24 protein-coding genes are annotated in these 23774 nt (G+C 42.0%); 17 read left to right on the top strand and 7 right to left on the bottom strand.

The window, feature by feature from the left end; all coding sequences use genetic code 11:
• Nucleotides 1-70: 70 nt before the first annotated feature.
• The 3 genes from NSQ91_RS20420 to NSQ91_RS20410 form a co-directional block, all read right to left on the bottom strand.
• The gene (locus NSQ91_RS20420; protein WP_256716564.1) at nt 71-955 is read right to left on the bottom strand and encodes a DMT family transporter; all 885 of its coding nucleotides are present in this window, start codon (nt 953-955) and stop codon (nt 71-73) included.
• Nucleotides 955-1806 (bottom strand): AraC family ligand binding domain-containing protein, encoded by an 852-nt coding sequence (locus NSQ91_RS20415; RefSeq protein WP_076304889.1) that lies wholly within the window; start codon nt 1804-1806, stop codon nt 955-957. The genes NSQ91_RS20420 and NSQ91_RS20415 overlap by 1 nt, the downstream gene beginning before the upstream one ends.
• An 86-nt stretch (nt 1807-1892) precedes the next feature.
• Nucleotides 1893-3356 carry an ATP-binding protein gene (locus tag NSQ91_RS20410; RefSeq protein ID WP_256716561.1) on the bottom strand — a complete coding sequence of 488 codons (1464 nt, stop codon included), beginning with the start codon at nt 3354-3356 and terminating at the stop codon, nt 1893-1895.
• A 197-nt stretch (nt 3357-3553) separates the two neighbouring features.
• Between NSQ91_RS20410 and NSQ91_RS20405 the strand changes: the two genes are divergently transcribed.
• Together NSQ91_RS20405 and NSQ91_RS20400 are read left to right on the top strand one after the other, a co-directional pair.
• Nucleotides 3554-4276: an MOSC domain-containing protein gene (locus NSQ91_RS20405; protein ID WP_076127299.1), complete on the top strand. Its 723-nt coding sequence runs from the start codon at nt 3554-3556 to the stop codon at nt 4274-4276.
• A gap of 92 nt (nt 4277-4368) precedes the next feature.
• The gene (locus NSQ91_RS20400; RefSeq protein WP_076304890.1) at nt 4369-6441 is read left to right on the top strand and encodes a serine hydrolase domain-containing protein; all 2073 of its coding nucleotides are present in this window, start codon (nt 4369-4371) and stop codon (nt 6439-6441) included.
• 56 nt (nt 6442-6497) lie between these two features.
• Here the strand turns inward: NSQ91_RS20400 and NSQ91_RS20395 are convergent, their stop codons facing one another.
• Nucleotides 6498-6929, bottom strand: a complete 432-nt coding sequence (locus tag NSQ91_RS20395) for a flavodoxin domain-containing protein (RefSeq protein ID WP_076182970.1) — start codon at nt 6927-6929, stop codon at nt 6498-6500.
• A 428-nt stretch (nt 6930-7357) separates the two neighbouring features.
• On the opposite strand from NSQ91_RS20395, the gene NSQ91_RS20390 reads away from it, so the two are divergent.
• On the top strand, nt 7358-7699 hold the full coding sequence (locus tag NSQ91_RS20390; protein ID WP_076127294.1) for a DUF4181 domain-containing protein: 342 nt from the start codon (nt 7358-7360) through the stop codon (nt 7697-7699).
• 301 nt (nt 7700-8000) lie between these two features.
• Here the strand turns inward: NSQ91_RS20390 and NSQ91_RS20385 are convergent, their stop codons facing one another.
• Nucleotides 8001-8804 (bottom strand): lipase family protein, encoded by an 804-nt coding sequence (locus tag NSQ91_RS20385; RefSeq protein WP_370510794.1) that lies wholly within the window; start codon nt 8802-8804, stop codon nt 8001-8003.
• Between the two features lie 139 nt (nt 8805-8943).
• Between NSQ91_RS20385 and NSQ91_RS20380 the strand changes: the two genes are divergently transcribed.
• The 5 genes from NSQ91_RS20380 to nagA all read left to right on the top strand — a co-directional run bounded on the left by NSQ91_RS20380 (nt 8944) and on the right by nagA (nt 14552).
• A complete protein-coding gene (locus NSQ91_RS20380; RefSeq protein ID WP_076191029.1) occupies nt 8944-10233 on the top strand; it encodes an L-cysteine desulfidase family protein in 1290 nt (429 codons plus the stop codon).
• 199 nt (nt 10234-10432) lie between these two features.
• Complete coding sequence (locus NSQ91_RS20375) at nt 10433-11899, top strand: protein adenylyltransferase SelO (RefSeq protein WP_076190660.1); 1467 nt, start codon at nt 10433-10435, stop codon at nt 11897-11899.
• A gap of 38 nt (nt 11900-11937) precedes the next feature.
• Nucleotides 11938-12420, top strand: coding sequence for a DinB family protein (locus NSQ91_RS20370; protein ID WP_076190662.1), 483 nt, complete (start codon nt 11938-11940; stop codon nt 12418-12420).
• 175 nt (nt 12421-12595) lie between these two features.
• Nucleotides 12596-13381, top strand: coding sequence for a DeoR/GlpR family DNA-binding transcription regulator (locus NSQ91_RS20365; protein ID WP_076182961.1), 786 nt, complete (start codon nt 12596-12598; stop codon nt 13379-13381).
• Between the two features lie 22 nt (nt 13382-13403).
• Nucleotides 13404-14552, top strand: coding sequence for an N-acetylglucosamine-6-phosphate deacetylase (gene nagA / locus NSQ91_RS20360; protein ID WP_076304892.1), 1149 nt, complete (start codon nt 13404-13406; stop codon nt 14550-14552).
• On the opposite strand, the gene NSQ91_RS20355 is transcribed toward nagA, so the two are convergent.
• Entirely contained in the window at nt 14541-15311 is a 771-nt protein-coding gene (locus tag NSQ91_RS20355; protein WP_076127284.1) for an AraC family transcriptional regulator, read from the bottom strand. The two genes, nagA and NSQ91_RS20355, sit on opposite strands and share 12 nt — an antisense overlap.
• 19 nt (nt 15312-15330) lie before the next feature.
• On the bottom strand, nt 15331-15912 hold the full coding sequence (locus NSQ91_RS20350) for a LysE family translocator (RefSeq protein ID WP_076218422.1): 582 nt from the start codon (nt 15910-15912) through the stop codon (nt 15331-15333).
• A gap of 116 nt (nt 15913-16028) precedes the next feature.
• Between NSQ91_RS20350 and NSQ91_RS20345 the strand changes: the two genes are divergently transcribed.
• The 9 genes from NSQ91_RS20345 (at nt 16029) to NSQ91_RS20305 (ending at nt 23757) form a co-directional block, all read left to right on the top strand.
• Nucleotides 16029-16583 carry a GNAT family N-acetyltransferase gene (locus tag NSQ91_RS20345; protein WP_076304893.1) on the top strand — a complete coding sequence of 185 codons (555 nt, stop codon included), beginning with the start codon at nt 16029-16031 and terminating at the stop codon, nt 16581-16583.
• Nucleotides 16584-16812: 229 nt separating this feature from the next.
• Nucleotides 16813-17292, top strand: a complete 480-nt coding sequence (locus tag NSQ91_RS20340; RefSeq protein ID WP_038572158.1) for a DUF6530 family protein — start codon at nt 16813-16815, stop codon at nt 17290-17292.
• 42 nt (nt 17293-17334) lie between these two features.
• Complete coding sequence (locus NSQ91_RS20335) at nt 17335-17694, top strand: GIY-YIG nuclease family protein (protein WP_340919572.1); 360 nt, start codon at nt 17335-17337, stop codon at nt 17692-17694.
• A gap of 189 nt (nt 17695-17883) precedes the next feature.
• Entirely contained in the window at nt 17884-18882 is a 999-nt protein-coding gene (locus tag NSQ91_RS20330; protein ID WP_076190676.1) for a Gfo/Idh/MocA family protein, read from the top strand.
• A 2-nt stretch (nt 18883-18884) separates the two neighbouring features.
• Nucleotides 18885-19802, top strand: coding sequence for an AraC family transcriptional regulator (locus tag NSQ91_RS20325; protein WP_248548564.1), 918 nt, complete (start codon nt 18885-18887; stop codon nt 19800-19802).
• A gap of 17 nt (nt 19803-19819) precedes the next feature.
• Nucleotides 19820-20902: a Gfo/Idh/MocA family protein gene (locus tag NSQ91_RS20320; protein ID WP_076190679.1), complete on the top strand. Its 1083-nt coding sequence runs from the start codon at nt 19820-19822 to the stop codon at nt 20900-20902.
• 137 nt (nt 20903-21039) lie between these two features.
• Entirely contained in the window at nt 21040-21744 is a 705-nt protein-coding gene (locus tag NSQ91_RS20315; protein ID WP_076127275.1) for a response regulator transcription factor, read from the top strand.
• 3 nt (nt 21745-21747) lie between these two features.
• A complete protein-coding gene (locus NSQ91_RS20310; RefSeq protein ID WP_076301712.1) occupies nt 21748-23133 on the top strand; it encodes a sensor histidine kinase in 1386 nt (461 codons plus the stop codon).
• 90 nt (nt 23134-23223) lie between these two features.
• The gene (locus tag NSQ91_RS20305) at nt 23224-23757 is read left to right on the top strand and encodes a hypothetical protein (RefSeq protein WP_076182931.1); all 534 of its coding nucleotides are present in this window, start codon (nt 23224-23226) and stop codon (nt 23755-23757) included.
• The last annotated feature ends 17 nt before the right edge of the window (nt 23758-23774 follow it).

Raw genomic sequence — 23774 nt, 5'->3', positions numbered from 1 at the left:
AACTTAAAGAAGCTCCAGTATGCATCACGCTGCTGGGGCTTCTTTTTATTAAATGTTAAAGATGGTGTGGTTATTTAGGTTTGCGTTCGGAAATATATGAACCGGTGAGCGTTAAAAAAGTTCCCGTCAGGATCGCCCAGGTGATCTTTTCATTCAGAACAAGGGCGGAAGCTGCCACTGTAATTACAGGCACAATATAGATGTATACACTTGTTTTTACAGCCCCTAGAATCCCTACAGCTTTATTCCAAGTCAAAAAACACAGTGCCGAGGCACCCAGACCTAAGAAAAGCAGGTGAGCTACATTTGAAATCTCTTTGAATCTACTCAGACCTAGCTGGAAATCAAACAGAAACAAAGGAGGCAGCATAAACAGCAGACCATAGAAAAATACTCTGCGGGTAGCCCCTATAGTATGAGCCTTTAGTAGGCTTATTTTTCGCATCAACACTGAATATATTGCCCAAACCACAGGTGCCAACAATGCCAGCAAGTCGCCGATGGGGTTCAGTTGCAGAAGATAACTCCCGTTCAGCCCAATTAATATAATTCCTGCCAAGGCTATCAAAAATCCTATAAAAAACTGCCTATGAAATTTCTCTTCTTCTAAAAAGAAGTGAGCGATAACCGCCGTGAAAAATGGAGCGATGGAGACAATTACACCTACATTGGATGCAAGGGTATAGACTAGGGCAATATTTTCTATAAGAAAATATAACGTGACTCCACAAAGACCTGCTGAGATAAAGAGTAATTCCTCTTTAAAGGATGTAGTTCGGATTGGACGTGAATAGATCAGTAAGAGTATAAAGTACCCAATAAGAAAACGGAAGAACAGAATTTCCACAGGCGTAAAGTCTTTTAACAGTATTTTTGTGGAGATAAAGGTGGTTCCCCAGATTAAAATCGTAAGCAATGCCAGCAGATGTCCTGTGTTAATCTTACGTTGATCTATCATTTCGTAAGTTCCATTGATGACCTTACTCCCGTTTGTTGAACAAATATACGCATATATTGCTTAGGGGTTAAGCCTATGAGTCTTTTAAAAAAATTTGTGAAATGGCTCTGATCACTGAATCCGGTTAGAGAGGCCACTTCTATTGGCAATATTCCTTGTTCTAAAAGCCTTTTGGCGTGGTTGATGCGAATAGTTTCCAAGTAACGGTAAGGTGATATTCCTTTCTGTCTGGTAAATAAACGCAGCAAGTGATATTTACTTAAGCCGCTCAATTCACTTAGCTGGTTCAGCGTAATGTTCTGCGCATAATGTAACTCTATGTATTCGCAAATGATTTTAATTTCAGAAGTAGGCTCTTGAGCGGGACAGAGGGTTTCTGTCTCCGTGTATTCTCTCAGAAGCTGCTCCAAGAGAAATAGAAACAACTCTTCTTTTTGAAAATCGGATTGATCCTCTAATATCATTTGGTGCAGATCGTGTAAAGGGCTCGACAGTTCACTTTGGTAGAGAACATTGTGTGTGAACCGCGGTAAGTAGTCTATGCCGGTAATTTCTAGCACATACTCACGCATGACTTCCGGCTGAACATTGATGCAGCGATAGTCAAGCGTTCTCCCGTCTATCTGTTCACAGGCATGGGGATCCGCCGGATTAAAGATGACCACATCTCCGCTGTTAAGAATATGCTCTTCTTGGTTACATAGCAGATGTCTCTTTCCTTGTTCAATAAAACCTATGACATAATAGTCATGAAAATGGTTGGGAAACTTCTGCATAATACCTTCGAATCGATAGGTCTCAAATTTTAAGTCACGATCGAAAACTACTGTTCGAACTTCACGAGTCATTGCTGCACCTTCTTTTCCAATTATGTATAACCATTATAATGTGAAAATTAGGGGCATTCTTGCATGATGTTGCGATACCTCATCTTCTACATGATAGGTTCCTCAGGTGTAATGATCGTTGGAATACTCACAGTAAAAGTTGTTCCTTGCTCCAGAATACTTTCTATAGAGATCGCTCCGCCATGATTATGTATAATATTTTGTGTGATCATATAACCTAAGCCTGTTCCTGTTTCTTTGGTCGTATAAAATGGTTTGCCGAGGGCATTGATCTGTTCCTCTGTCATCCCACAGCCTTCATCCTGCACACTGATTCGGGCTTCTCTGTCATAGGTTTGCACATGAATATAGATGTTTCCCCCATGATTCATTGCTTCCATCGCATTTTTAAGTAAGTTAATAAATACCTGCTTCATCTGATAAGCCTCACCATTGATCCAAATGGATTGATCAGTACAGACAGGGAGGATCTTGAGATTTTTTAGGGCAGCTTGTCCATTCATTAGTGTGGTGACTTGTTCCAGCAAAGACAATAAATCCACTGGTTTACTAATATGAGTGGTTTGGGGTTTAGATAAGACAAGCAGTTCGTTGACGATGAACTCGATGCGTTTCAACTCTGACTCAATAATGGAAATATATTTATCATTCATCCGCTCGGAAGAGCGCAGTAGCTTCATAAAGCCATTAATGGCTGTAAGAGGATTCCGTATTTCATGAGCGATTCCAGCTGCTAACTGTCCTGCTGTGGATAATTTCTCGGACTGTATCAGTCGTTCATCTTCCAATACTTGCTCGGATATATCTTTGAATATGCCAATGTAGGCTTCGTTTCCCTCATAAATGATCGGCAATGTAATCCCATCTACATATTTCTGCTGGTTGTTTAAACAATTAATCAGGTAGCAGACAGAACCTGTTGTTCTATCAGTGTTGAATTTCTTTCTTCGTTCTGAGAGAATTTCATAATTAGAGTAGTCTACAATATCCATAGTCGATAGACCAAGCACTTGATCTAGGCTTTCCGCATGGATTAATTGTAAACCTGCCGAATTTGCGTACAGAACAATCCCTCCCCTAGTGATAAGCACGGGCTGAGGCAGTTCCTCCAGCAGCTGTAGAAAAGAGCTCTCTTTTTCAAGTAGATGGGTCTTCACAACCTGAAGCTGAGTCTCCATTTCCCTGATCAGGGTCTTATTCTCGAATTGAGTAAAATAATATATGGGTTGACCATTGTCACCCAGAAGGATAGATATGGAGACCTTTAAAGATAACCGGCGTCCGGTGGGATGGAAATAATCTACTTCGAGTCTCTGCGGATCAGTGCTCGTAGGTGGAAGAGAACTTCCTAATGAATTGAATTTATGAATCTGATCTAGTAGGGTACGGACGGTTGGAGAGGGTGTCGTTAATTCGGTTTCATCATACCCCAAGAGGTCGCATAATGCTGAATTCAGTTTTAGGAACGTTCCATCAAGCGAAATAAGGGCCATACCCATCACGGCTTGAGTAAAAACAAAGTCAAAACCTTGAAAATCATTTGTCCGCACAGCAGGTTACCTCTCTTCTTTATGGGGGAGTGAGTGTTATTTCAAAATGCAATATGTCTAACAGTCATAGTATAAAACATATAACTCAATAAAACATATAAAATTTCTGGGTTATTAGATATTCATACAACAGATAAATAAAATCAGGTAGAATAGGAAGATACGTTGCATTTTAAGACAAGTGGAGGCGTTGTATTATGTTATCAGTTGTTGGTGAAATTCAAGGAATTAATCGTTACCCGGTCAAGTCATTTGCGGGTGAAAAATTAGAAAGCTGTATGATTGAACCGTATGGAATGCTTGGTGACCGTTTTTGCTCCTTTTACGATGAGTCAAAAGAGGGCTGGCGAAGATATATCACCGCTAGAAATATACCGAATATGCTTACCTATCAAGCGCAATTTATAGATGGACAAATCCATGTAACGGCATCAGACGGGCGAACCTTTGGATGGGATGATAATCTATTGGAAGAAATCCAAAGCCAAACCAAAACTCCAATCACTATGTCTGGTCTAAAAGCTGCACATCCACAGCCAGAACATCCGCAGCTCCTATCCGTGGATGGCGCTAGTATTCTACTCATTACGGATGCCAGCTTGAAAAAACTGGAGGCAACCTGGGGGCATTCCTTGGATCAACGTCGTTTTCGCGGGAATTTTGTTATCGCGCTGAATGATGATTCTCTTTTTGAAGGAGATTGGATTGGACGCCGGCTCAACATTGGGGATGTACAGCTACAGGTAGATAGTTTTTGTGAGAGATGTGTTGTGATTACGATGGACCCGGATAGTCTCCAGAAGGACCCAGTGCTTTTGAAAAAATTACATAAAGAGTTTGATTTGCATTTCGGAGTCTATGCCTCAGTAATCAAAACAGGGGAAATTCGAATCGGAGATAGAGTAGAAATAGTAGATTAGATATATAATCCCAATAGTATAAACTTCCTTTACATTACTCCATGGATAAATTATCCTTTAAAGGATGACGATTTCATATCGGGAGGTTATGTATGAAGAAAAATTTGGCATCCTTATTAGTTGCATTGCTTCTATTGGTGTATGTCCCTACTAGTGTTTTAGCAGCGGATAGCAGCAAAGGGCAAACGTATGTGAACACTCAGAAAGTGGCAGCAGAGAAGGCGGCGTTCTTAACGGAGAAGCTGGGGACGACTAGTCTCCAATATGCTCTTATTGATGGCGATAATATCGTTGTGAGCGGTCAATCTGGATTTAGCCATGTGGAGAGTAAGACAGCACCAAGCGTCACAACGATGTATGGTATTGGCTCGACGAGTAAAATGTATACAACAGCTTCTATTATGAAGCTTGTTGAGCAAGGAAAAGTAGATTTGGACGGTTCAGTCGTATCTTATTTGAATAATTTTACGATGGAAGATTCTCGTTATAAGCAAATCACTGTACGGATGCTGTTGAATCATTCATCAGGTCTTGCTGGCTCGAACTTATCCAATTCTTTCTTATTTAATGATTCCGATCCTATTGCAAAAGATAGTTTGCTAGAGACTTTGTCAACACAACGTCTGAAGGCCGATCCAGGCGCCTACTCAGTATATTGTAATGATGGATTTACGTTGGCTGAGTTGATTGTTGAAAAGGTCAGTGGCACGGACTTTACCACATTCATTCATCAAAATTTCACAGAACCTCTAGGGCTTGAACATACGAAAACGCCTGTAGATTCTGTAGCTTCTTCTCAGCTGGCTAGTGTCTATAATGCTACCTACTCAGCAGCTTTACCAAAAGAAACCATTAACGTGATTGGAACAGGTGGTATCTATTCCACTGCTGAGGATTTGGTGCGTTTTGCAACTATTTTTACAGGCCAATCGACTGGCATTTTGTCAGAAAAGTCTGTAAAAGCGATGGAACAAGAGGAATATAAGCGTGGAATATGGCCTAAAGGAGCCGATAATTCGTTAGCTTATGGATTAGGCTGGGACAGTGTGAACTTATATCCATTTAATCAGTACGAAATCAAGGCTTTGACAAAGGGTGGAGATACAGGTCTGTATCATACCTCATTAGTTGTATTGCCCGAGCAGCGGATGGCAGCAGCAGTAATATCTTCTGGCGGATCAAGTACAACGGACCAGATGCTTGCCAACGAAATTTTACTCAGCGCTTTACAGGAAAAGGGAGTTATTAAGGAACTCAAAGCTACACCTACATTTAAAACTTCGAACAAAGAGGATATGCCGCAAGAATTGCTAAACAATGCGGGTGTCTATGGTGATTCTACGCAACTGATGAAGATAGAGGTTAGTAAAGCTGGGGAATTGAGTATTTCTTCGATTATAGCTCCTACAATGCCTGCGCAGAAATTTTCCTATAATTCGAACGGTGAATTCTTAGATGCAGAGGGTACAAGTAAAGTTAGCTTTGTGAAGGAGAGCAATGGCCGTATCTATCTTTGGAGTCAAGGGTATGGGGTGATTCCAGGACTTGGTGAAACTGCCGTTACCCAATATGCAGCTGAGAAGCTTGAACCCAATGCCCTATCTCAAGAGGTCACTACTGCGTGGCAGCAGCGTCAAGGGAAATTGTATTTTGATGTCAGCGAGAAGTACAGCTCCCAATATTACATGAGTATGCCGGTAGCTGGAATCGCTATGTTCCCTGACGCACCTGGTTATATGGGCTCGAATAAAATAACTGGGCCTAATAAAGCAGAAATGACCGTGCAAATTCCAACCATCGCTGGACGCGATCTTGCGGATCTTATTTTTGAAAATAAAAATGGTGTGGAGTATTTAAAGATTGGCAATCAATTGTTTATACATCAAGATGCGGTTAAACCTATTTATGCAGGCCCGCAATCTATGGTAACTATCCAATCAGATGGATATGCTAGATGGTATGGAGTTCCTGAAACGGCAACAGGTAAGATAATGACAGTAGAGCTGCCAACCAAAAGTTCCTTTGCCGTCTATGATGAGAATGGTGTATGTGTGAATTACTTCACCATTAGCGGTCTTAAACAAGTCAAACTTCCTAGCAACGGCAAAATTGTATTTGTTGGTGATGTCGGTGCGAAGTTTCAAGTGACCCTCAAGGCGCAATAAACGTATATAAAAAAAGAATCCTGTTATCAAGATTTTCGTCTTGGTAACAGGATTTTTTATTTGAAATTTTGTGAGAATTCTCTTATTTTATCTACCAAAATCCCTTTTAGCTGATCAGTACCTTCCTTTGGAGCCTTATAGGCCTTATAACCTCCAAAAGATTCAATACAAATCGCAGCTTCTTTCAGATCATCAGGGAAATTTTTCTCTATTAATTCTTCGGTTTTCTTAGGTTTCTCGTTGCAAATGTAGTAGCCCATCTTCTTAGTCAGTAACTCATCTTTATTTTTTTTGATAAAGTCACGAATGGCTTTATATATTTTTTCATCTCTTACTCCTGCTCCTAAAATAATGCTATCAAATGCCTCGATATCTGGCTTTTCTAGTTCGATATTGCAAATTTTGCTCTGAGGTAGCTCTTCTGATAATACTTTTGCACATTGTTCTGTTGCTCCAGATTTTGTAGCGTATAGAATAAGTACTGCCATTGTGTTCCCTCTTTTCAGTTAAGATTAATCGCGTTCCCGCATAGAAAAAAAGTCTCGCATATCAATTATCTCGATTATCAAGATATAGTATATTTTATCGAATATACTGATCATTTGTCAAGCCAACGGCAAGCTCCTGAGTGTTAATTAGATATCCTTATTATGGTATCATGGGAATAATATTAATCTAATGCTAACTATATCTTTAATGAAATATACAAAAATAAGAGGAGTGAACGTGAATTGGGGATCATCGTAATGCTAATCATCTATTTGTTGCTTGGAATATTCGTGATTAAAGTAGGCATCGATAACTCTAGAAGTACACAACTATCAAAAGAAATATTAAATGAGTTAAGAGAAATCAAAGAACTAATGATCAGAAATAAATACGAATGAATTCTATATAAGAGTGGAGGTGAACGAAAGTGAAAATTGGACTTATACTTATAATCCTTGCTTTTTCTAACCTATTTCTAAGGATATGGATTGTTGGCCCGGATAAAGAAAAACTTCCTGAGGACGGTTATGAGCTTAATATAAAAGGGAAGCTTATACTTGCACTTGTGGGATTAATTACGGGGATTGTGATAATAATTGCCGATGGCCCAGAGGGTACGGTTATGAAGTGGTTTTGGATTGTAGTTATAATAGTAGCAATAGGATTTCAGTCGTTTATCGACTGGAAATTTCTAAAACATACGAAACAGCACATAGTTTCACTTATTCTGTTAGTCCTAGGTGTGGTATTAGTTTATTTTATATTCTGATCTAGTTTCATTCGTACCGGTATCGGACCCAGATGATGTTAATTGCTAAATAATCGCCTTTTGGGCAGCGTTTCGGACTCCAGTGCAGCTATTCGTTAGAAAGTGACTTATATTACGGGTTTTTATGCCAATAGTGGCCATGGGGTCCGATGGAATTCTTAAAGTGGAAATATACTGCTGTTAGTGTCGATGGAGTCCGTTAGTGACTTTGTAACTGCTGATGGCATCGAATCATACGAAGAAAAGAGGTGTTCCGGCAGCCAGCATATGGCTTGTTGGGCACCTTCTTTTTGTGTTCACATTATACTTCTGCTTTCGTAGCCACGAGTGGACAGAATCCAGGGTTCGTTATACATAATTCTTGAGCGAATTCCAGTTGGAGCTTGGAGAGCTCGGCGAAATAGCTGCTGATTACGTGATTACCACTTGTAGATCCATTCTGGAAAGACAGTGAGTTAAAAGTATGGACATGATTGTAATAATACTTTTTTTCCCGTTTGGGGAGCTTATAGACATGTGGAGGTGCGTAGGTTACAACATCAAAAAGATTGGCATACCGGTAACTCTTCCGCACATATTGTTTGAAAATATTAACGAAGTCCGGATCACCTACCCGTGGGGAACCATAAGTATATAGGTTAGGTGAGGTGTAAGAGGTATTTGCCGCAATATCTAAGGTACATAAGGTGGCGAGCGCTCCACCGAGGCTGTGGCCCGTAATGTATAAGGTCTTGTCAGGAGATAGCTTGGAGAGCGCAGAGAAGATGCCTTCCCGAGCTGAAGAATAAATTTTGGTGAAGCCACGATGGGTGAGAGAGTCTTCTTTAAGATATTTGAACCGTTCCTGTGAAGCGAGGACGTTGGATATCCAATTGGTCGTCGTACTGGTTCCCCGAAAAGCGATAATAATCTCTTGTGGAGACTCCAAAATAAAGCCGAAACGTTCCCATACATTATTGAAGGATTGTGCTTCAATGGGATGACATAGCTGATAATCTAATGGAATGACGAAAACTCCATCTATATTTGAAAATTGTGTATAGGTTTGCCCGCAGACTGCAGCTAGAAAGATCGCCCTTTGCTCTTGCTCATCCCTCTTACTCACGTACATCCCGCCTTTCTTTCCTACACTATATTAGGGGGATGAAGGAGTGATTCCTAAGAAAAAGGATTCCCTGAAACTTCTCTCTGAGTTACTATATATAAATAAGTCCAACAGCGAGAGAAAAGGGGGAAATGCATACATGGGCAACTTATTGGAAATTTTACACAAGGAAGTCGTGCCGGCAGAAGGCTGTACGGAGCCGATTGCAGTTGCGTATGCCGTCTCCTTGGCGGCAGAGCTTCTCGAGGAAGAAATTACGGGGATTCAGCTGCATCTCAGCGGTAATATTATCAAAAATGCAATGGGAGTGGGCATTCCCGGGACAGGCCAGACAGGCCTGCCCATCGCAGCAGCTCTTGGAGCGGTGGTCGGCCGTTCTCACAAGGAGCTGGAAATTCTGTCAGGTCTGACGCAGGCTGAGTTGAAGATGGCAAATGACCTGCTGGATAGAAAGCTGCTAAAAGTGGAGATAAAGGACACTCCTGAGAAATTATATATTGAAGCCCAATTGTTTACGCAGAACCATACGGCGACTGCCATTATTGCCAGAGAGCACACCCATATAGAATATTTGGCTCTGGACGGGGAGAAAATAACACCCCGGAATTCAAAAGCCGACTGTGGCAAGCCTGGTCTTTCCGACACGGAAGAGTATGCGGGCTCAGTTGACCAGATATTCGAGTTTATCTGTACCGCTCCTTTTTCAGACCTTAGCTTTCTCTTGGAAGGGGCGCGGATGAACAAAGCGATCTCTGATGAGGGATTGCGAGGCGATTATGGCTTGCAAGTAGGTAAGAAAATGAATCAGCAATCTGCGGTGAATCTGTTCGGCAATGATGTAGCGAACAGAATTATCGCGGCTACCGCAGCGGCTTCAGATGCTCGAATGGATGGCAGTGCAATGCCTGTGATGACAACTGCAGGCAGTGGCAATCAAGGCATCGCCTGTACGCTTCCCGTTATAGCTCTGGCGGAATTGTTGGACAAAGATGAAGAAATGCTAGCTCGGGCGCTTGCACTGAGCAATCTGGTCACTGTGCACATCAAACATTATATCGGGCGTTTGTCCCCATTATGTGGTTCAGGGATTGCAGGGGGAGTAGGAGCAAATAGCGGGATCATTTATCTCATGGGCGGCAGTCTTGAGCAGATCAAGCATGGAATACAGAATACGATAGCTTCTTTGTCAGGCATGATCTGTGACGGTGCGAATTCTACCTGTGCGCTGAAGATTTCCACCTCCACCAATACGGCGATCCAGGCAGCCACTCTGGCTATGAACAACATTGCTCCTACAACCAAGGATGGTGTGATTTTCGAAGAGGTGGAAGATACCATCCGCAACATGGAGCGTTTGGTTCAGGAAGGGCTGGCGGATACTGACAAGACCATTCTCAATATTATGCTCTCCAAAGGCGGAGCGAATTAGCTTCCAAATAATTTGAAAACAAGATAGAACATCATAATTAAGACCGCCCGGTTCCCTGCATAAAATGGCAGGAAGCCGGGCGGTCTTTGTAACACTTCGGCAAAAACATAGGTCTGCGAGAAGATTTGCATTAAATTTTAACATAACTTATTCTGAGTTAATAAAGGCATAGAGACTGAGGGTATAAAAAGGAGATAATATGACAGAGAAAATAGATATAGGCTGGAATTTTGCGAACAGTTATACTCAACTGCCGGAATCAATGTTTACAAGGATTAAGCCAACGCCTGTGGGTAAACCGGAACTGATTATTTTTAATGAACCATTGGCTGCTACTCTTGGGCTGAATAGCACCGCACTACAGAGTAAGGAGGGTCTTGGGATTCTTGCCGGCAACGAAGTTCCTGAAGGTACCCTGTCGCTTGCGCAAGCTTATGCTGGACATCAATTCGGACATTTTACCATGTTGGGAGACGGTCGAGCAGTGCTGCTGGGCGAACAGATCACCCCTCAAGGTGATCGTGTGGATATTCAATTGAAGGGTGCGGGAAGAACCCCATACTCTCGTGGTGGCGATGGCCGGGCAGCGCTTGGACCGATGTTACGCGAATATATCATTAGTGAAGCTATGCATGGACTTGGGATTCCTACGACTCGCAGCTTGGCGGTGGTAGCTACAGGGGAGTCGCTAATTCGGGAAACGGAACAGCCGGGGGCGGTTCTGACCCGGATTGCTGCCAGTCATTTGCGTGTTGGAACCTTCCAATATGTTGCTGCATGGGGGACTGTGGAGGATCTGCGTATTCTGGCTGATTACACGTTGCAAAGACATTATCCAGAAGCTCCTGTGGAAGATAATCCATATCTTGTTCTGCTTCGGGAAGTAATGGAACGTCAAGCAGCGCTAATTGCTAAATGGCAGCTTGTAGGTTTTATTCACGGAGTGATGAATACTGATAATATGGCCCTTAGCGGAGAAACGATTGATTATGGTCCATGTGCCTTCATGGATGTGTATAATCCTGAGACAGTATTTAGTTCCATAGACCAGCAGGGTCGTTATGCTTACCACAATCAGCCCGGGATTGGCGCATGGAATCTCGCCAGATTTGCCGAGACTCTCTTGCCATTGCTGGCTGACGATCAGGCACAGGCGATTAAGCTGGCTGAGGAGGCAATTTCAGATTTTTCGGAGCGGTCCTATCAATATTGGCTAACGGGAATGAGAGCGAAGCTGGGAATCTTTAACGAAGAGTTAGAGGATGTTGCTCTGATTGATACCCTCCTTGAACTGATGCAAAAATATCGGGCTGACTACACTAATACATTTCGGTCCTTAACTTTAGGCGTAACGGAAGATGCTGATCTGTTTGGCACCCCTGAATTTAAGCAATGGAATGAGCTATGGCAGGCGCGGCTTAGCAGGCAGCAGGAATCACAATCCTCTTCACAGAAGCTGATGCATAGCAGCAATCCTGCGATTATTCCGCGGAACCATCGTGTAGAAGAAGCGCTTGAGGCTGCGGTAGAGCGGGAAGATTACGATGTGATGGAGAGGTTACTTCAAGCTTTGACTAACCCATACGCCTACTCCTCTGAACAAGAGGAATACTCGGCACTTCCTGAGGAATCCGCATGTCCATATCGTACATTCTGCGGTACTTGATTTGCATATAATTTATCTGGAAAATGGGGGAAGGAAGAATGTTTCATGCTTATGATGTTCTAGCCAACCAGTTGCTGGCCAATGCGAATGATCCGAGTTGGTATGTGCCCTTTGAAGTGGCGGTTAAAGACTTAAGTGAAGAAGAAGCTTTTTGGAAGGTAACGGAAGAAAGCAATAGTATTGCTGAGATTGTGCAGCATCTGCTTTACTGGAATGAAACTTGGCAAACAAGGTATAAAGAAGCCAGTGTTCAGGCGGTTCCTCCAGTGGATAGTAATAATAATACCTTTGTCGTTGCAGAAGGGAAAACGTTCGAAGCGCTGCAAAAACAACTTTTAGAGGTTCTTTTACACTGGCAGGAATTGATTAAGAAAGAACAATTGGAAGCTGATGTTCAAGGATTTCCAGACAGTAAATGGTGGGAAGTTCTCGGAAATGTAACAACACATAATGCTTATCATGTGGGCCAAATTGTTTATATTCGAAAGATACAGAAGAGCTGGAACCGCGATGTGAAGTGACATTGTGAAGTGAATCCTAAAGAATAGACATTTTAAAGGCGTTAGCGGATGCACATGCATCTGGCTTTCGTCTTTTTTTACGCATTAATACTTATATATACTTAATTATTAACTTATAAATGCTTGTAAATACTTATAAAATGACTTATGATGACTTTAGGAGGTGAATTTCATTATGTATCAAGAGGAACGATTATTAAAAATACTCGAATATTTGAAACAACACCAATCGATGAGTGTTCAAGATATCTGTACGCAATTTGAAGTCTCAAGAGATACTGCCCGACGGGATATTGTTAGGTTAGTACAAGAGGGCGTCGTTGTTCGGACGCATGGCGGTCTAGCGTTACCTGAATTGCAAAAAGAATTATTATCTTATCAAGATCGTTTGATCGATGAATCCGAGAGTAAGCAGAGAATAGGGAAGATCGCGGCCGGGCTTATCCAAGATCGTGAGACTGTGATTTTAGATGTATCGACCACTGTACAGTTTGTTGCAGAACAAATTAGTGCGCAGGATATTACGGTTGTCACGCACTCGATAGATAATGTAGGGATTTTATCCCATCGCGAGGATCTGCTAATTTATGTACTTGGTGGTTACTTGAATGTGAAAAACCGCTTGTTATATGGTTCTTCCATTATCGATAAACTTAGTGAAATTCGTGCGGATAAAGCCTTTATTGGAGCATCGGCGATCTGTGCTGATGGACTCTATTATCCTTATGAAGAAGATGCGCGGGTAAAAAGAGAAATGGCTCGAAGATCTGATCAAGTGATTTTAGTAGCGGATCACACCAAATTTAATGCTAAATCCTTTTATCGGCTAGACTTTGATTTTGTTGATATTTTAGTTACAAATCGAGAGCTTCCAATCGAGATCAGAGAAGTTCTAGATCAGAAGAACATCACAGTTATTGAGTGCCTAGATGAAGCTGAAGAGGTTCGAAATCAAGAGTGATAACGACTGGAGGAGAATGTTTATGACTTATATTTTGCAAAATGTACAAGTAGTGCTTCAGAATAGTATAGTTTCAGCGGCCAATGTATGGATTTCTGAAGGAAAAGTGATGAGGATAGACTCAGGAGATATTTCTATCCCAGAGGGTGAGTATGAACGGATTGATGGCGGAGGGCATTTGTTAGTGCCCGGAATGATAGATGTGCATATTCATGGCGCTAACGGGTTTGATATGATGGACGGTACTGAAGAGAGTATTCAAGAAGTATCGAAGGCTTGTGCAGCTTCTGGTTGCACCTCATTTCTGGCTACCTCTGTGAGTTCTACGATGGAGGATCTTTTAGAGATGATTCGTAGTGTCAAACGTGTCATTGGGTATGAAGTGGGAGCAAAGATCGCAGGCATTCACTTAGAGGGACCTTATCTAAACCCCAAGAGAAAAGGAATGCAAAATGAAAAGTATCTGCGGCATCCTAACTTAGAGGAAATGAAGCTCATTTTCCAAGAAGCTGGATCACTCATAAAAATGGTTACGATTGCTCCTGAGCTGCCGGGAGGCATGGAGCTTCTTTCCTTTTTGAAAGAACAGGGAGTAGTGATAGCGATTGCTCATTCGGATGCCACATATGAGGAAGCCAAACAAGCTTTTGCCGCTGGGGCAAGTCATGTTACGCATTGTTTTAATGGCATGCGGCCGATCCATCATCGAGATCCGGGGATTGTGGTTGCCGCTTTCGAAGAGAAGCATGTGAGCCTGCAAGCTATTGTGGATAATGTCCATCTGCATCCTGCAATTATCCGCTTGATGCATACCATGAAAGGACCGGAAGGAATGGTCTTGATCACAGATGCCTTACAGGCAATGGGGTTAGGGGATGGAAATTATATATTTGGAGGACATCAGGTTAAGGTATCTGGTGGCATAGCGCGATTGGAAGATGGCACGCTGGCCTCCAGTACAGTTACCATGAATGAAGCCTTACGTTATACTGTCGAAACTGGAATTTCGCTCACAGATGCGGTACAAATGGCTTCAACTACACCGGCCAATATTCTTGAACTTCAACAAAAGGGGACGATCACCTCTGGCTTGGATGCTGACCTGGTTCTCTTGGATAATGAATTCAAAGTGCTCTGGACAATGGTAGGAGGGCAGATCTTACAGCTGTGACCGGTATTCATGTGCGGTTATTCCGAACACGCTTTTAAAATGCCTGTTCAGATGAGTTAGATCCACAAATCCGCAATCTACAACAGCTGCATAGATATCCTTGGTTCTCTCTATGGACTGCTTGGCACGCTCTACCTTGCAATTTAAGAAAAATTGATAGGGTGATATTCCTGTATGTGTCTTAAACTCGCGAATAAACTGATATTTGGATAGACCAAACTCTGTGCAGAGATCGTCCAGCTTCAGCACATGGTCTAAACTGCAGTACATCATTTCCTTTGCTTTTTTGAGAAATTTATTATTCGTTCTACGATCGGTAACTATTTCAGTATTAGAGACTAAATGAACCAGAGTGAATAGCAGTTCACTGCACAAAGACTCCTCTTTGCCATTCTGAATGGCATGGTTTAGGGCTAATATGCACTGCGCCAATTTGTCATCGTATAAGATAGGAGTGGCGAAGCGGAGTTCTTTTTTTCTTAATATCTCTAACATTAGGGTTGGCTTAATATAAAGCATGACATAATCAATGCCACCTTTATCATACGCATTGCCATCATGCGTTTGTTCTGGATTAAACAACATTACGCCATTTTTATGAGAGGATTGCAAACTACCGTCAAGATTATATTGCTGAATGCCACGAAGGGTCACGCCGAGTGCATATTCCTCATGGCAATGTTTTTTATAGGTGAAATCAGTAAGGCTGGCGGATAAGGACAGGATCTCTGCTGACTTTTTATAGTTAAATTTCTCCACGTTCTTAACCTCCGCGACTTTATAGGATTCCCGATATCATAATGGCCGAGTATACTAAAAACAGTGCCATCACGGTATTTAGAACTTTTTGATGATTTTTCATAAATGTTCTGAAGATTGTCCCAAATACAACCCATGTCGTAAATGCAAAAAATCCGATCACAGTTATAATTATAACAAATATAAACAAGGCAAGCGAAGAGGTATAGAATGGCATTACGTAGTTGGGAATAACCGTTAGTGTAAATACTAGCACTTTAGGATTCACAAGCTGCATAAGCACGCCTGAGCGGAAATTGGCATTGGGGTCAGGCTGGTCTTCCATTGAACCCATTTTAAAGATTTTATAAGCAAGGTAGAGCATATATAAACTCCCAATGATTTGCATAATGATCAGGATATTTGGGATGATTTCTACTAGAATACGGTTCAGCAGAGTAGAAATGATAAGTAATAAGCCAAAAGCCAGCGTGGATCCGTATACATACCCCATTGATTTTTTAGCCCCGGAATGCTGCACGGAAGAAAGAATAACAATATTGGTAGGACCGGGTGTAAATGTAGCGACAACGCAATAGATCAGAAAGGACAATATATTCATGATGACCTCCAGTAAAGTAGTTCTATGAATATAAACCTTTCAGTCTGAATGCTGATAGTATATTATTGCAGGATTTTTAAGAATTCCGGCCGGGAATAGAAGAGGTGTCCGAATCAATGAATAAGAGTAATCAATTGACCATAAGCACGCTTTCTCCAGCTGATTTTGAATCCACATGCTCTGTTTTTGAAACTTCAATCCAAGATGCCTTTGAAAAAGAAGGGCTTGATCATTTACAAGACGATATCCAAAGTGAAATAGATCATAAAAAGCAAATGGTGATGACTTCACTGGATACTACGACTGGGGAGCCTTACTTCCTTCTTGCAAAAATAGAAGAGCAGGTTGTCGGTACGATTTCCTTTGGACCTTGTGGCGAAGATATTCAAACCTGCACGGATCATCAGTTAGATGAAATAGGGGAATTGGGCAGTCTATACATTATGCCAAGTTATCAGGGCCAAGGTGTGGGTTCAGCCTTAATTAAGGAAATGATGATATTTCTAAAAAAGCAAGGGGTAGAGCAGTTTTGTCTGGACAGCGGTTATAAACATGCACAGGTCAGGTGGCAACGTAAATTTGGGCAGCCTTATAAAGTAGTAGAAGACTATTGGGGACCTGATTCTGTCCATATGGTTTGGTTTTGTAATGTGAATGATCATTTAAGCTAGAAATATATTTTACATGAAAATAACAGTCCCTTTGCTGCGCGCAGAGGGATTTTTTGTTTTGTTGGATAAAACGGGTGTAATGTCGTTTGACAGATGATCTTTTGCCGGGTAATATGAATCTTAGATTTAGTAAATTAGTAATTTAGTAAATTAGTAATTTAGTAATTTAGTAATTTAGTAATTTAGTAAATGAGTAAATTAGTAAATCATAAAATGGAGAGTGACTAACATGAAAATTCCAACAACTCTAAAACATAAACCTGTAGTCGTGTCAGAAAATTACGAGCAGGTTGATGGCCGCTACGCCGGGGACACAGATGCAAAAGGTCTATCCCTAGGATTAGCACAATGGAACGATAGAGGAAAGGTCGACATCTCAGCAAAGGTATGGAGACATACAGGGGACAAATGGTCGAGACAGTCCGAAGAGCTGCCAATGCACAGAGTGCTTGACCTGGCAATTTTGATTTGCAGAAGTAGTTTGTATTTTCAAGAGGCCTATCGTTTTCCGAAAATGTATGATCCCGAGAGCCCTATGATTGATCGTATTGGACTGCAGGGAGATGCAATGAGTGTATCTGTATGTGCAGACAATCCCATGATTGATAATGATATTAAGCTGTTCGCTCAGGCGCTTAGTGATGATGGTGAAATGATCGGAGAACGACTTTCGGTATTGTCCCGTTTATTAAAAGAAATGGGGTACTGAAATTTAGCAGAATGGCCTGTGAAAGGAGAATCATAAATCATAATGGACAAAAGTAAACGTAAAGAACTTCAGGAGCAATATAAGCAGCTCAAGACGTACATGGTTGCTATTCAAATTACAAACAAAAGAAGCGGGAAAATATTCGTTGACAGCTATCCCAACCTGAAGAATAAATGGATGACTATACAGATGCAATTAGATATGGGCAGATTTGCAAATGCGGAGCTGCAAAAGGACTGGAAGGAACTTGGAGCAGAAGCTTTCAGCTATGAGGTGTTAGAGCAGAAGGAGTCAGAAGACGTAACCGACGTGCGCTGGGAGCTTAAACTATTGAAAAAGAAGTGGTTCGAGAAATTGCAGCCCTTTGATGACAAAGGATATAATAAGCCACTAACCCATTAAGCCAAGTATAAAGAAACCTTTAGCTTTTATAGCAAGGGTTTCTTTTTTTAGGGATCGTATTTCACTCCGGATTTTATGTGTCGTAATATTATATATGTTTTGTCGCATTTTCCTACTAAAAAAGCTGTTTATTATGTGTTATTTTTATAGCAGATGTCAGAATAACATATATACGGGAGGCACAAGTAAATGACCATTAGAATTGGTAAGCTCAGCTATTGGCATGTGCATGCATGGGATTATACCAAGCAAGCTCAGGAGCATGAAGATACCGTATTAGCTGCAGTTTGGGACGAAAACGTAGAGCGTGGGAACAAAGCTGCGGAAAGCTTGAATATTCCTTTTTTTGAATCACTGGATGATCTGCTTGCGCAAGAGGATATAGATGCCGTTATCGTGGATGCACCAACGAATATGCATAGAGACGTAATCGTGGCTGCGGCCAAGGCGGGCAAACATATTTTCACAGAAAAAGTTATTGCCCCAACGTTAAAAGAAGTTAACGCAATTATCGCAGAAGTTAACGAGAACAAAGTGAAGCTAACGGTCTCCTTGCCTCGTTTAAATGACGGCTATACATTAACTATTCAAGAGATTCTAAGTCAGGAGCTGCTCGGCAAGATTACTTACGTTAGAGTTCGCTTATCCCATAACGGAGCAACGGAAAGCTGGCTTCCTAATCATTTCTTTAGCTTGGAGCAATGTGGAGGCGGAGCTTTGATTGATCTTGGCTGTCATCCCATGTATTTGGCGAAGCTTTTCTTAGATCAAGATGTGACTGGGGTTAGTGCTAATTTTGGGTATGTAACCGGTAAAGAAGTGGAAGATAATGCTGTAGTGACATTATTTACGGATTCAGGAGCAATTGGTGTGGTGGAGGCTGGTTTCGTGAATAGTCATTCGCCGTTTACTATCGAGGTGCATGGAACTGAAGGAACGCTGCTTTACGGAACACCAGAGAATAAGCTTCTTCTTAGAACGAACAAATCCACGGATAAAGAAGAAGGCTGGAAAGAAGTAGCCCTGCAAAGCAATCGTGAAAGCGCCTTCCATCAATGGGTTGATCATATTCAAAATAATACACTCGCCACTCAAAATGTTGAAATGGCAGTTGAGCTTACCAGATTAATGGAGGCGGCGAACCGCTCGGCTAAAGAAGGCTGTGTAATTCCGATTGGGAGGACTTAACGTTGAGCAGCTTTCCCTATGAGATGATGTTTGAGAAGCAGGACATGCTTGAAAGATTGGATATCACGATTCTATGGGGACATTACGAGATTACAGTGTTTAGATTTCATTTGACATCTTTTCCACCGGGCAGAGTAGTCGAGTTCCATAATCATTCTGAATTTGAGTTTCATTTCATTCCGCGCGGGAAGGGAGAAGTCATTCTTGGGGATCAAAAGTATCCTCTGTCAGAGGGAATGTTCTATCTAACCGGACCAGGTGTCATGCATCGTCAAGAGGCAGCCGCAGATGAATCCATGGAAGAGCTATGCCTGCATGTTGACATCAAGAAGAGGATCCGGGATGATGCTGATCTTTGGGAGGTTGCGGAAGCTGAGACCTGTGTGGAGAAGCTGAAGTGTTTACCCTTGGTCCCAGCACAAGATTATCACGGGGCTATGAAGTGTTTTCGAGAAGCGTACGAAGCATGCGATGGGAAGTTGACCGGATATTATACTTCAATTAAGCATCTCGTGATTAGTATTTTATTAAAGGCCGTTAGAGCGTATGATTCAGGCGGGATCCGCACGGAGGCGCCGGTTAGAGATATGCTGACTTACCGGTATCAATACGCAATGCAATATATGGAAGCGAATTATTCAGGAACGGTTACCTTAGAAAATGTTGCGGAAAAGCTGAATATTAGTTCAAGGCAGCTGCAGCGGGTGTTTAAGCAAGTAAATGCAGAACAATCATTCAGTAGGGCGCTTGAGGACATCCGATTGCAAGCGGTCTGCCGCAAGCTTGAAGAAAGCAATTATCCGATAGAACAAATCGCACAGTCGGAAGGGTTTACCAATGCTACCTATTTGCATATTGTCTTCCGCAAGCGGTTAGGCATGACACCGGCAACTTATCGAAACAGCAAACAAATCCATTAGAGGTGAGGGTGAAGGATATGAGTAAGGTTTTTCGTGTAGGGATTATTGGATGTGGTGGTATTGCGAATGGCAAACATCTTCCAAGCTTGAGCAGACAAAGTAAGGTTGAGATCGTGGCTTTTTGTGACATTATTAAAGAACGTGCTGAAGAAGCAGCGGAGAAATACGGAAATAATAAAGCTACTGTCTATACGGATTACACTGAACTATTAAAAGATCAATCCATTGATATTATTCATGTGCTTACGCCTAATGATGTCCATGCGGAAATATCAATCGCTGCACTAGAAGCCGGAAAACATGTGATGTGCGAAAAACCAATGGCTAAGACAGCGGCAGATGCCAAACGAATGGTTGAAGCAGCGAAACGTACAGGCAAGAAGCTGACCATTGGATATGACAACCGATATAGAGAAGACAGCTTATATTTGAAAAAAGCCTGTGAGTCCGGAGAGCTTGGTCATATCTATTTTGCAAAAGCACATGCCATCAGACGGAGAGCCGTACCGACCTGGGGAGTATTTCTTGATGAAGAGAAACAAGGCGGCGGTCCGCTTATCGATATCGGAACTCATGCGCTGGACCTAACCCTTTGGATGATGGATAACTATAAACCTAAAGTCGTGCTTGGCACTAAATATCATGAACTTTCACAAAAAGAAGAAGCCGCCAACGCATGGGGACCGTGGGACCCTAAAAAGTTCACCGTGGAGGACTCAGCCTTTGGAATGGTCGTAATGGAGAATGGCGCAACAATCATGCTGGAAGCGAGCTGGGCTCTGAATTCACTAGACGTACATGAAGCGAAATGCAGCTTAAGTGGGACGGAAGCAGGCGCAGATATGAAGGACGGACTTAGAATTAACGGAGAGAAATTCAGCAAGCTGTACACTAATAAAATTGAGCTTGGGGCAGGCGGCGTTGCCTATTATGAAGGTAAAGCTGAAAGTGCTCCGGATATAGAATTAAGAAAGTGGATTGAAGCGATTGAACAGGATAAGGACCCGGTTGTAACTCCTGAACAGGCTTTTGTTGTTTCGCAAATATTGGAAGCTATTTATGAATCGGCGCAGACCGGCAAGGCTGTGTATCTGGATTAGATTTTGACAACTATAGCGATTTAGAGTAATATCCACTTGTGATTTAATTATAGGGATCTGAGACAAGACTCTCTCTTTACCGGGAGAGTTTTTTTGTTTTTTACTTGTTTAGACTCTGGGTAATAGGGGTGGAAATCGTGGATACTATTGATCGCAATCATGTGCTTATTGTGGAAGATGACGATAATATTAGACGTTTTATATCTATAAATTTAACGAATAACGGGTTTGTGGTTAGTGAAGCTGCTTGTGGAGAAGAAGCCTTGCAGAGCTTTGAGGTGAGCCGTCCAGATGTTCTGGTTCTGGATATCATGTTGCCTGATTCTAATGGGTTCGAAATATGCCGAAAGCTAAGAGAGAAAGACGCTGGGGTCATCATCATTTTCTTAACCGCTCGTGGACAGGATATGGACAAAATCAATGGCCTTGAAATGGGTGCTGACGATTACATTGTTAAACCTTTTAATCCATTAGAATTGGTAGCACGTATTAAAGCGATTTTGCGCCGTACAGAATCAGCTCTCAAGCCGCAAAAAACGATACTTCAAGCTGGACCGATTCGGCTGGATCTGAATGCAAACAAGATGTTTAAGCAGGATGACAGCATTGAATTAACTCCGAAGGAATTTCAGATGATGAAGACCTTTCTGGAGCATCCGGATACAGCACTCTCTAGGAATGAATTAATGAATCTTGTCTGGGGAGAGGATTATATTGGAGATCCTAAGACGGTAGATGTTCATGTGCGTAAGTTAAGAGAGAAAATTGAGGTTGATCCTTCTAATCCGCTTTGGATTGAGACGGTATGGGGGCTCGGATACCGCTTTAGAAAGGATGGTTGAAGAATGGGGATTCAGAAAAGATTAGTAGGAAGCTATTTTGTAGTCATCTGTCTTACTGTGCTCATTCTTGAAATCATTCTTAATGTATCTGTGCGATATTATTATTTTCATAACATAGAGGAAACCCTGATGAATCAAGCAGAGCTATCGGCTTCTTTTTTTCAGCAATACTTTGGGGACCAGGATCTGGAGGAACAATCGGATAGGTTACTGAAGGGTTTTGCGAGTCATTCCGATGCACAGGTACAGATTATTAATGTTGAAGGCCGGCTGTTGCAGGATTCAAATGGACTTCAAGGCGATCTTACTATGACTGAGTACATAGATGTGCAAGCAGCAATAAAAGGGCAGCCCGGCAGTTGGAAAGGTGCGGACCCTAACACAGAGGAAGCGATTTACGCGGTATCCTATCCTTTACAAGCGAATGGAAACATCGTGGGGGGAGTCAGATTTATCACGTCCTTAACGGAAACTATACATACAGTTAAACAGATTACGGTTTTACTGATCGGGGTGGGGATCATCGTCATTGGCATTGTCACCTTACTTGGATTATTACTGTCTTGGACCATAACTAGATCCATTAAAGATTTGAAGCAGGCAGCAGACCAGATGACCGAAGGTGATTTCAGCATCAGAGTGCATAAGCGCTATCAAGATGAGCTTGGTTCATTGGCGGATACGTTAAATATGATGGCAAGCCGAATCTCCAAGAGTGAACAGCTTAAGAATGATTTTATCGCTTCCGTATCCCATGAACTGCGAACGCCCTTGACCTCGATCAAAGGTTGGGCAATTACCTTAAAGGCGAGTGAGGTGAGTAATCAACCTCTGTTTTATGATGGGCTTGATATTATTGAATCCGAAAGTGACAGGTTAACTCATATGGTGGATGAATTATTGGATTTCTCCAAGTTGGATAACGGAAGAATCGCCGTTCACTTCACATCTGTGGATCTAACAGAACTACTGCAGCATATCGGCAGACAACTTACCCCTAGAGCGACCCGACAAGGCATCTCACTAGATGTAAAAATAGAAGAACATCTGCCAGTGATTCAAGCTGACGAGAATCGTGTGAAGCAAGTCATGATTAATCTCATTGATAATTCGCTCAAATTTACTGGTTCATCAGGTCGAATCTTTATCACCGCTCATACGGTTCCAGGGAAAGTCGTGATTTCTGTAGAGGATACAGGCTCAGGCATCGCTGAGACGGATTTAGAGAATGTGCGGCAAAAATTCTACAAAGGGGATCAACAGGCTTCGGGCAGCGGCTTGGGATTATCCATCTCGGAACAGATCATTAAATTGCATCATGGAGAGCTGCGAATAAGTAGCACTTTAGGCAAAGGAACGATTGTCCAATTTGACTTACCGATAGAATAAGAATTCAAATTTAACTATTTCATAACCACTTTCATCTCTTTCACAGATAAAATACTATATATGCGGACAAGCGAGGAGTCGATGATCCAAATGCCGAGCAAATTCATAAAAATAGGTACCCTGTTGACAACTTTATTTTTGCTCGGAGGATGCGGAGTCCCGGCGACACCCGGAGAGCTGATTAAACCTCCATCATCAGAAGCAAATCTGCAGCGAGACAAAACGAGCCAGGAATTTATTAAGTGGCTTCCAGACAAAGCTCAATTGATAACTCCGATGAAGGGACAAGAAGATAATGCCATCTCCTTTGGCGATATGGATGGAGACGGAATCGACGAAGCTGTAGTTGTGTATGAGTACAGTAAAAACAAAGGATACACTATAAAAGCAATGTTGTTGAGGCAGGAAAATGAAGCTTGGCAGAAGATTTCCGAGGTTGAGGGGTTTGGGTATGGTCTAGATTATGCCGGATTCTTTGATGTTGATGAAGATGGCCATAACGAGCTTGCACTGGGCTGGTCATTGGGTGAGGCAGGTAATGGTATGGATATTTATACGCTAAGTGAAGATAAACTTAAGCTGTTATCGAAGAAGGCGTATCAGGGCAAATATGATCTGAGGTAATCATTTAACCTAATCAT

It is taken from the genome of Paenibacillus sp. FSL R7-0048, assembly GCF_038004505.1.
Classification (GTDB): Bacteria; Bacillota; Bacilli; order Paenibacillales; family Paenibacillaceae; genus Paenibacillus_AQ; species Paenibacillus_AQ odorifer.
Note: the sequence above shows the minus strand (reverse complement) of the source record. Positions and strands in the feature narration are given on the sequence as shown.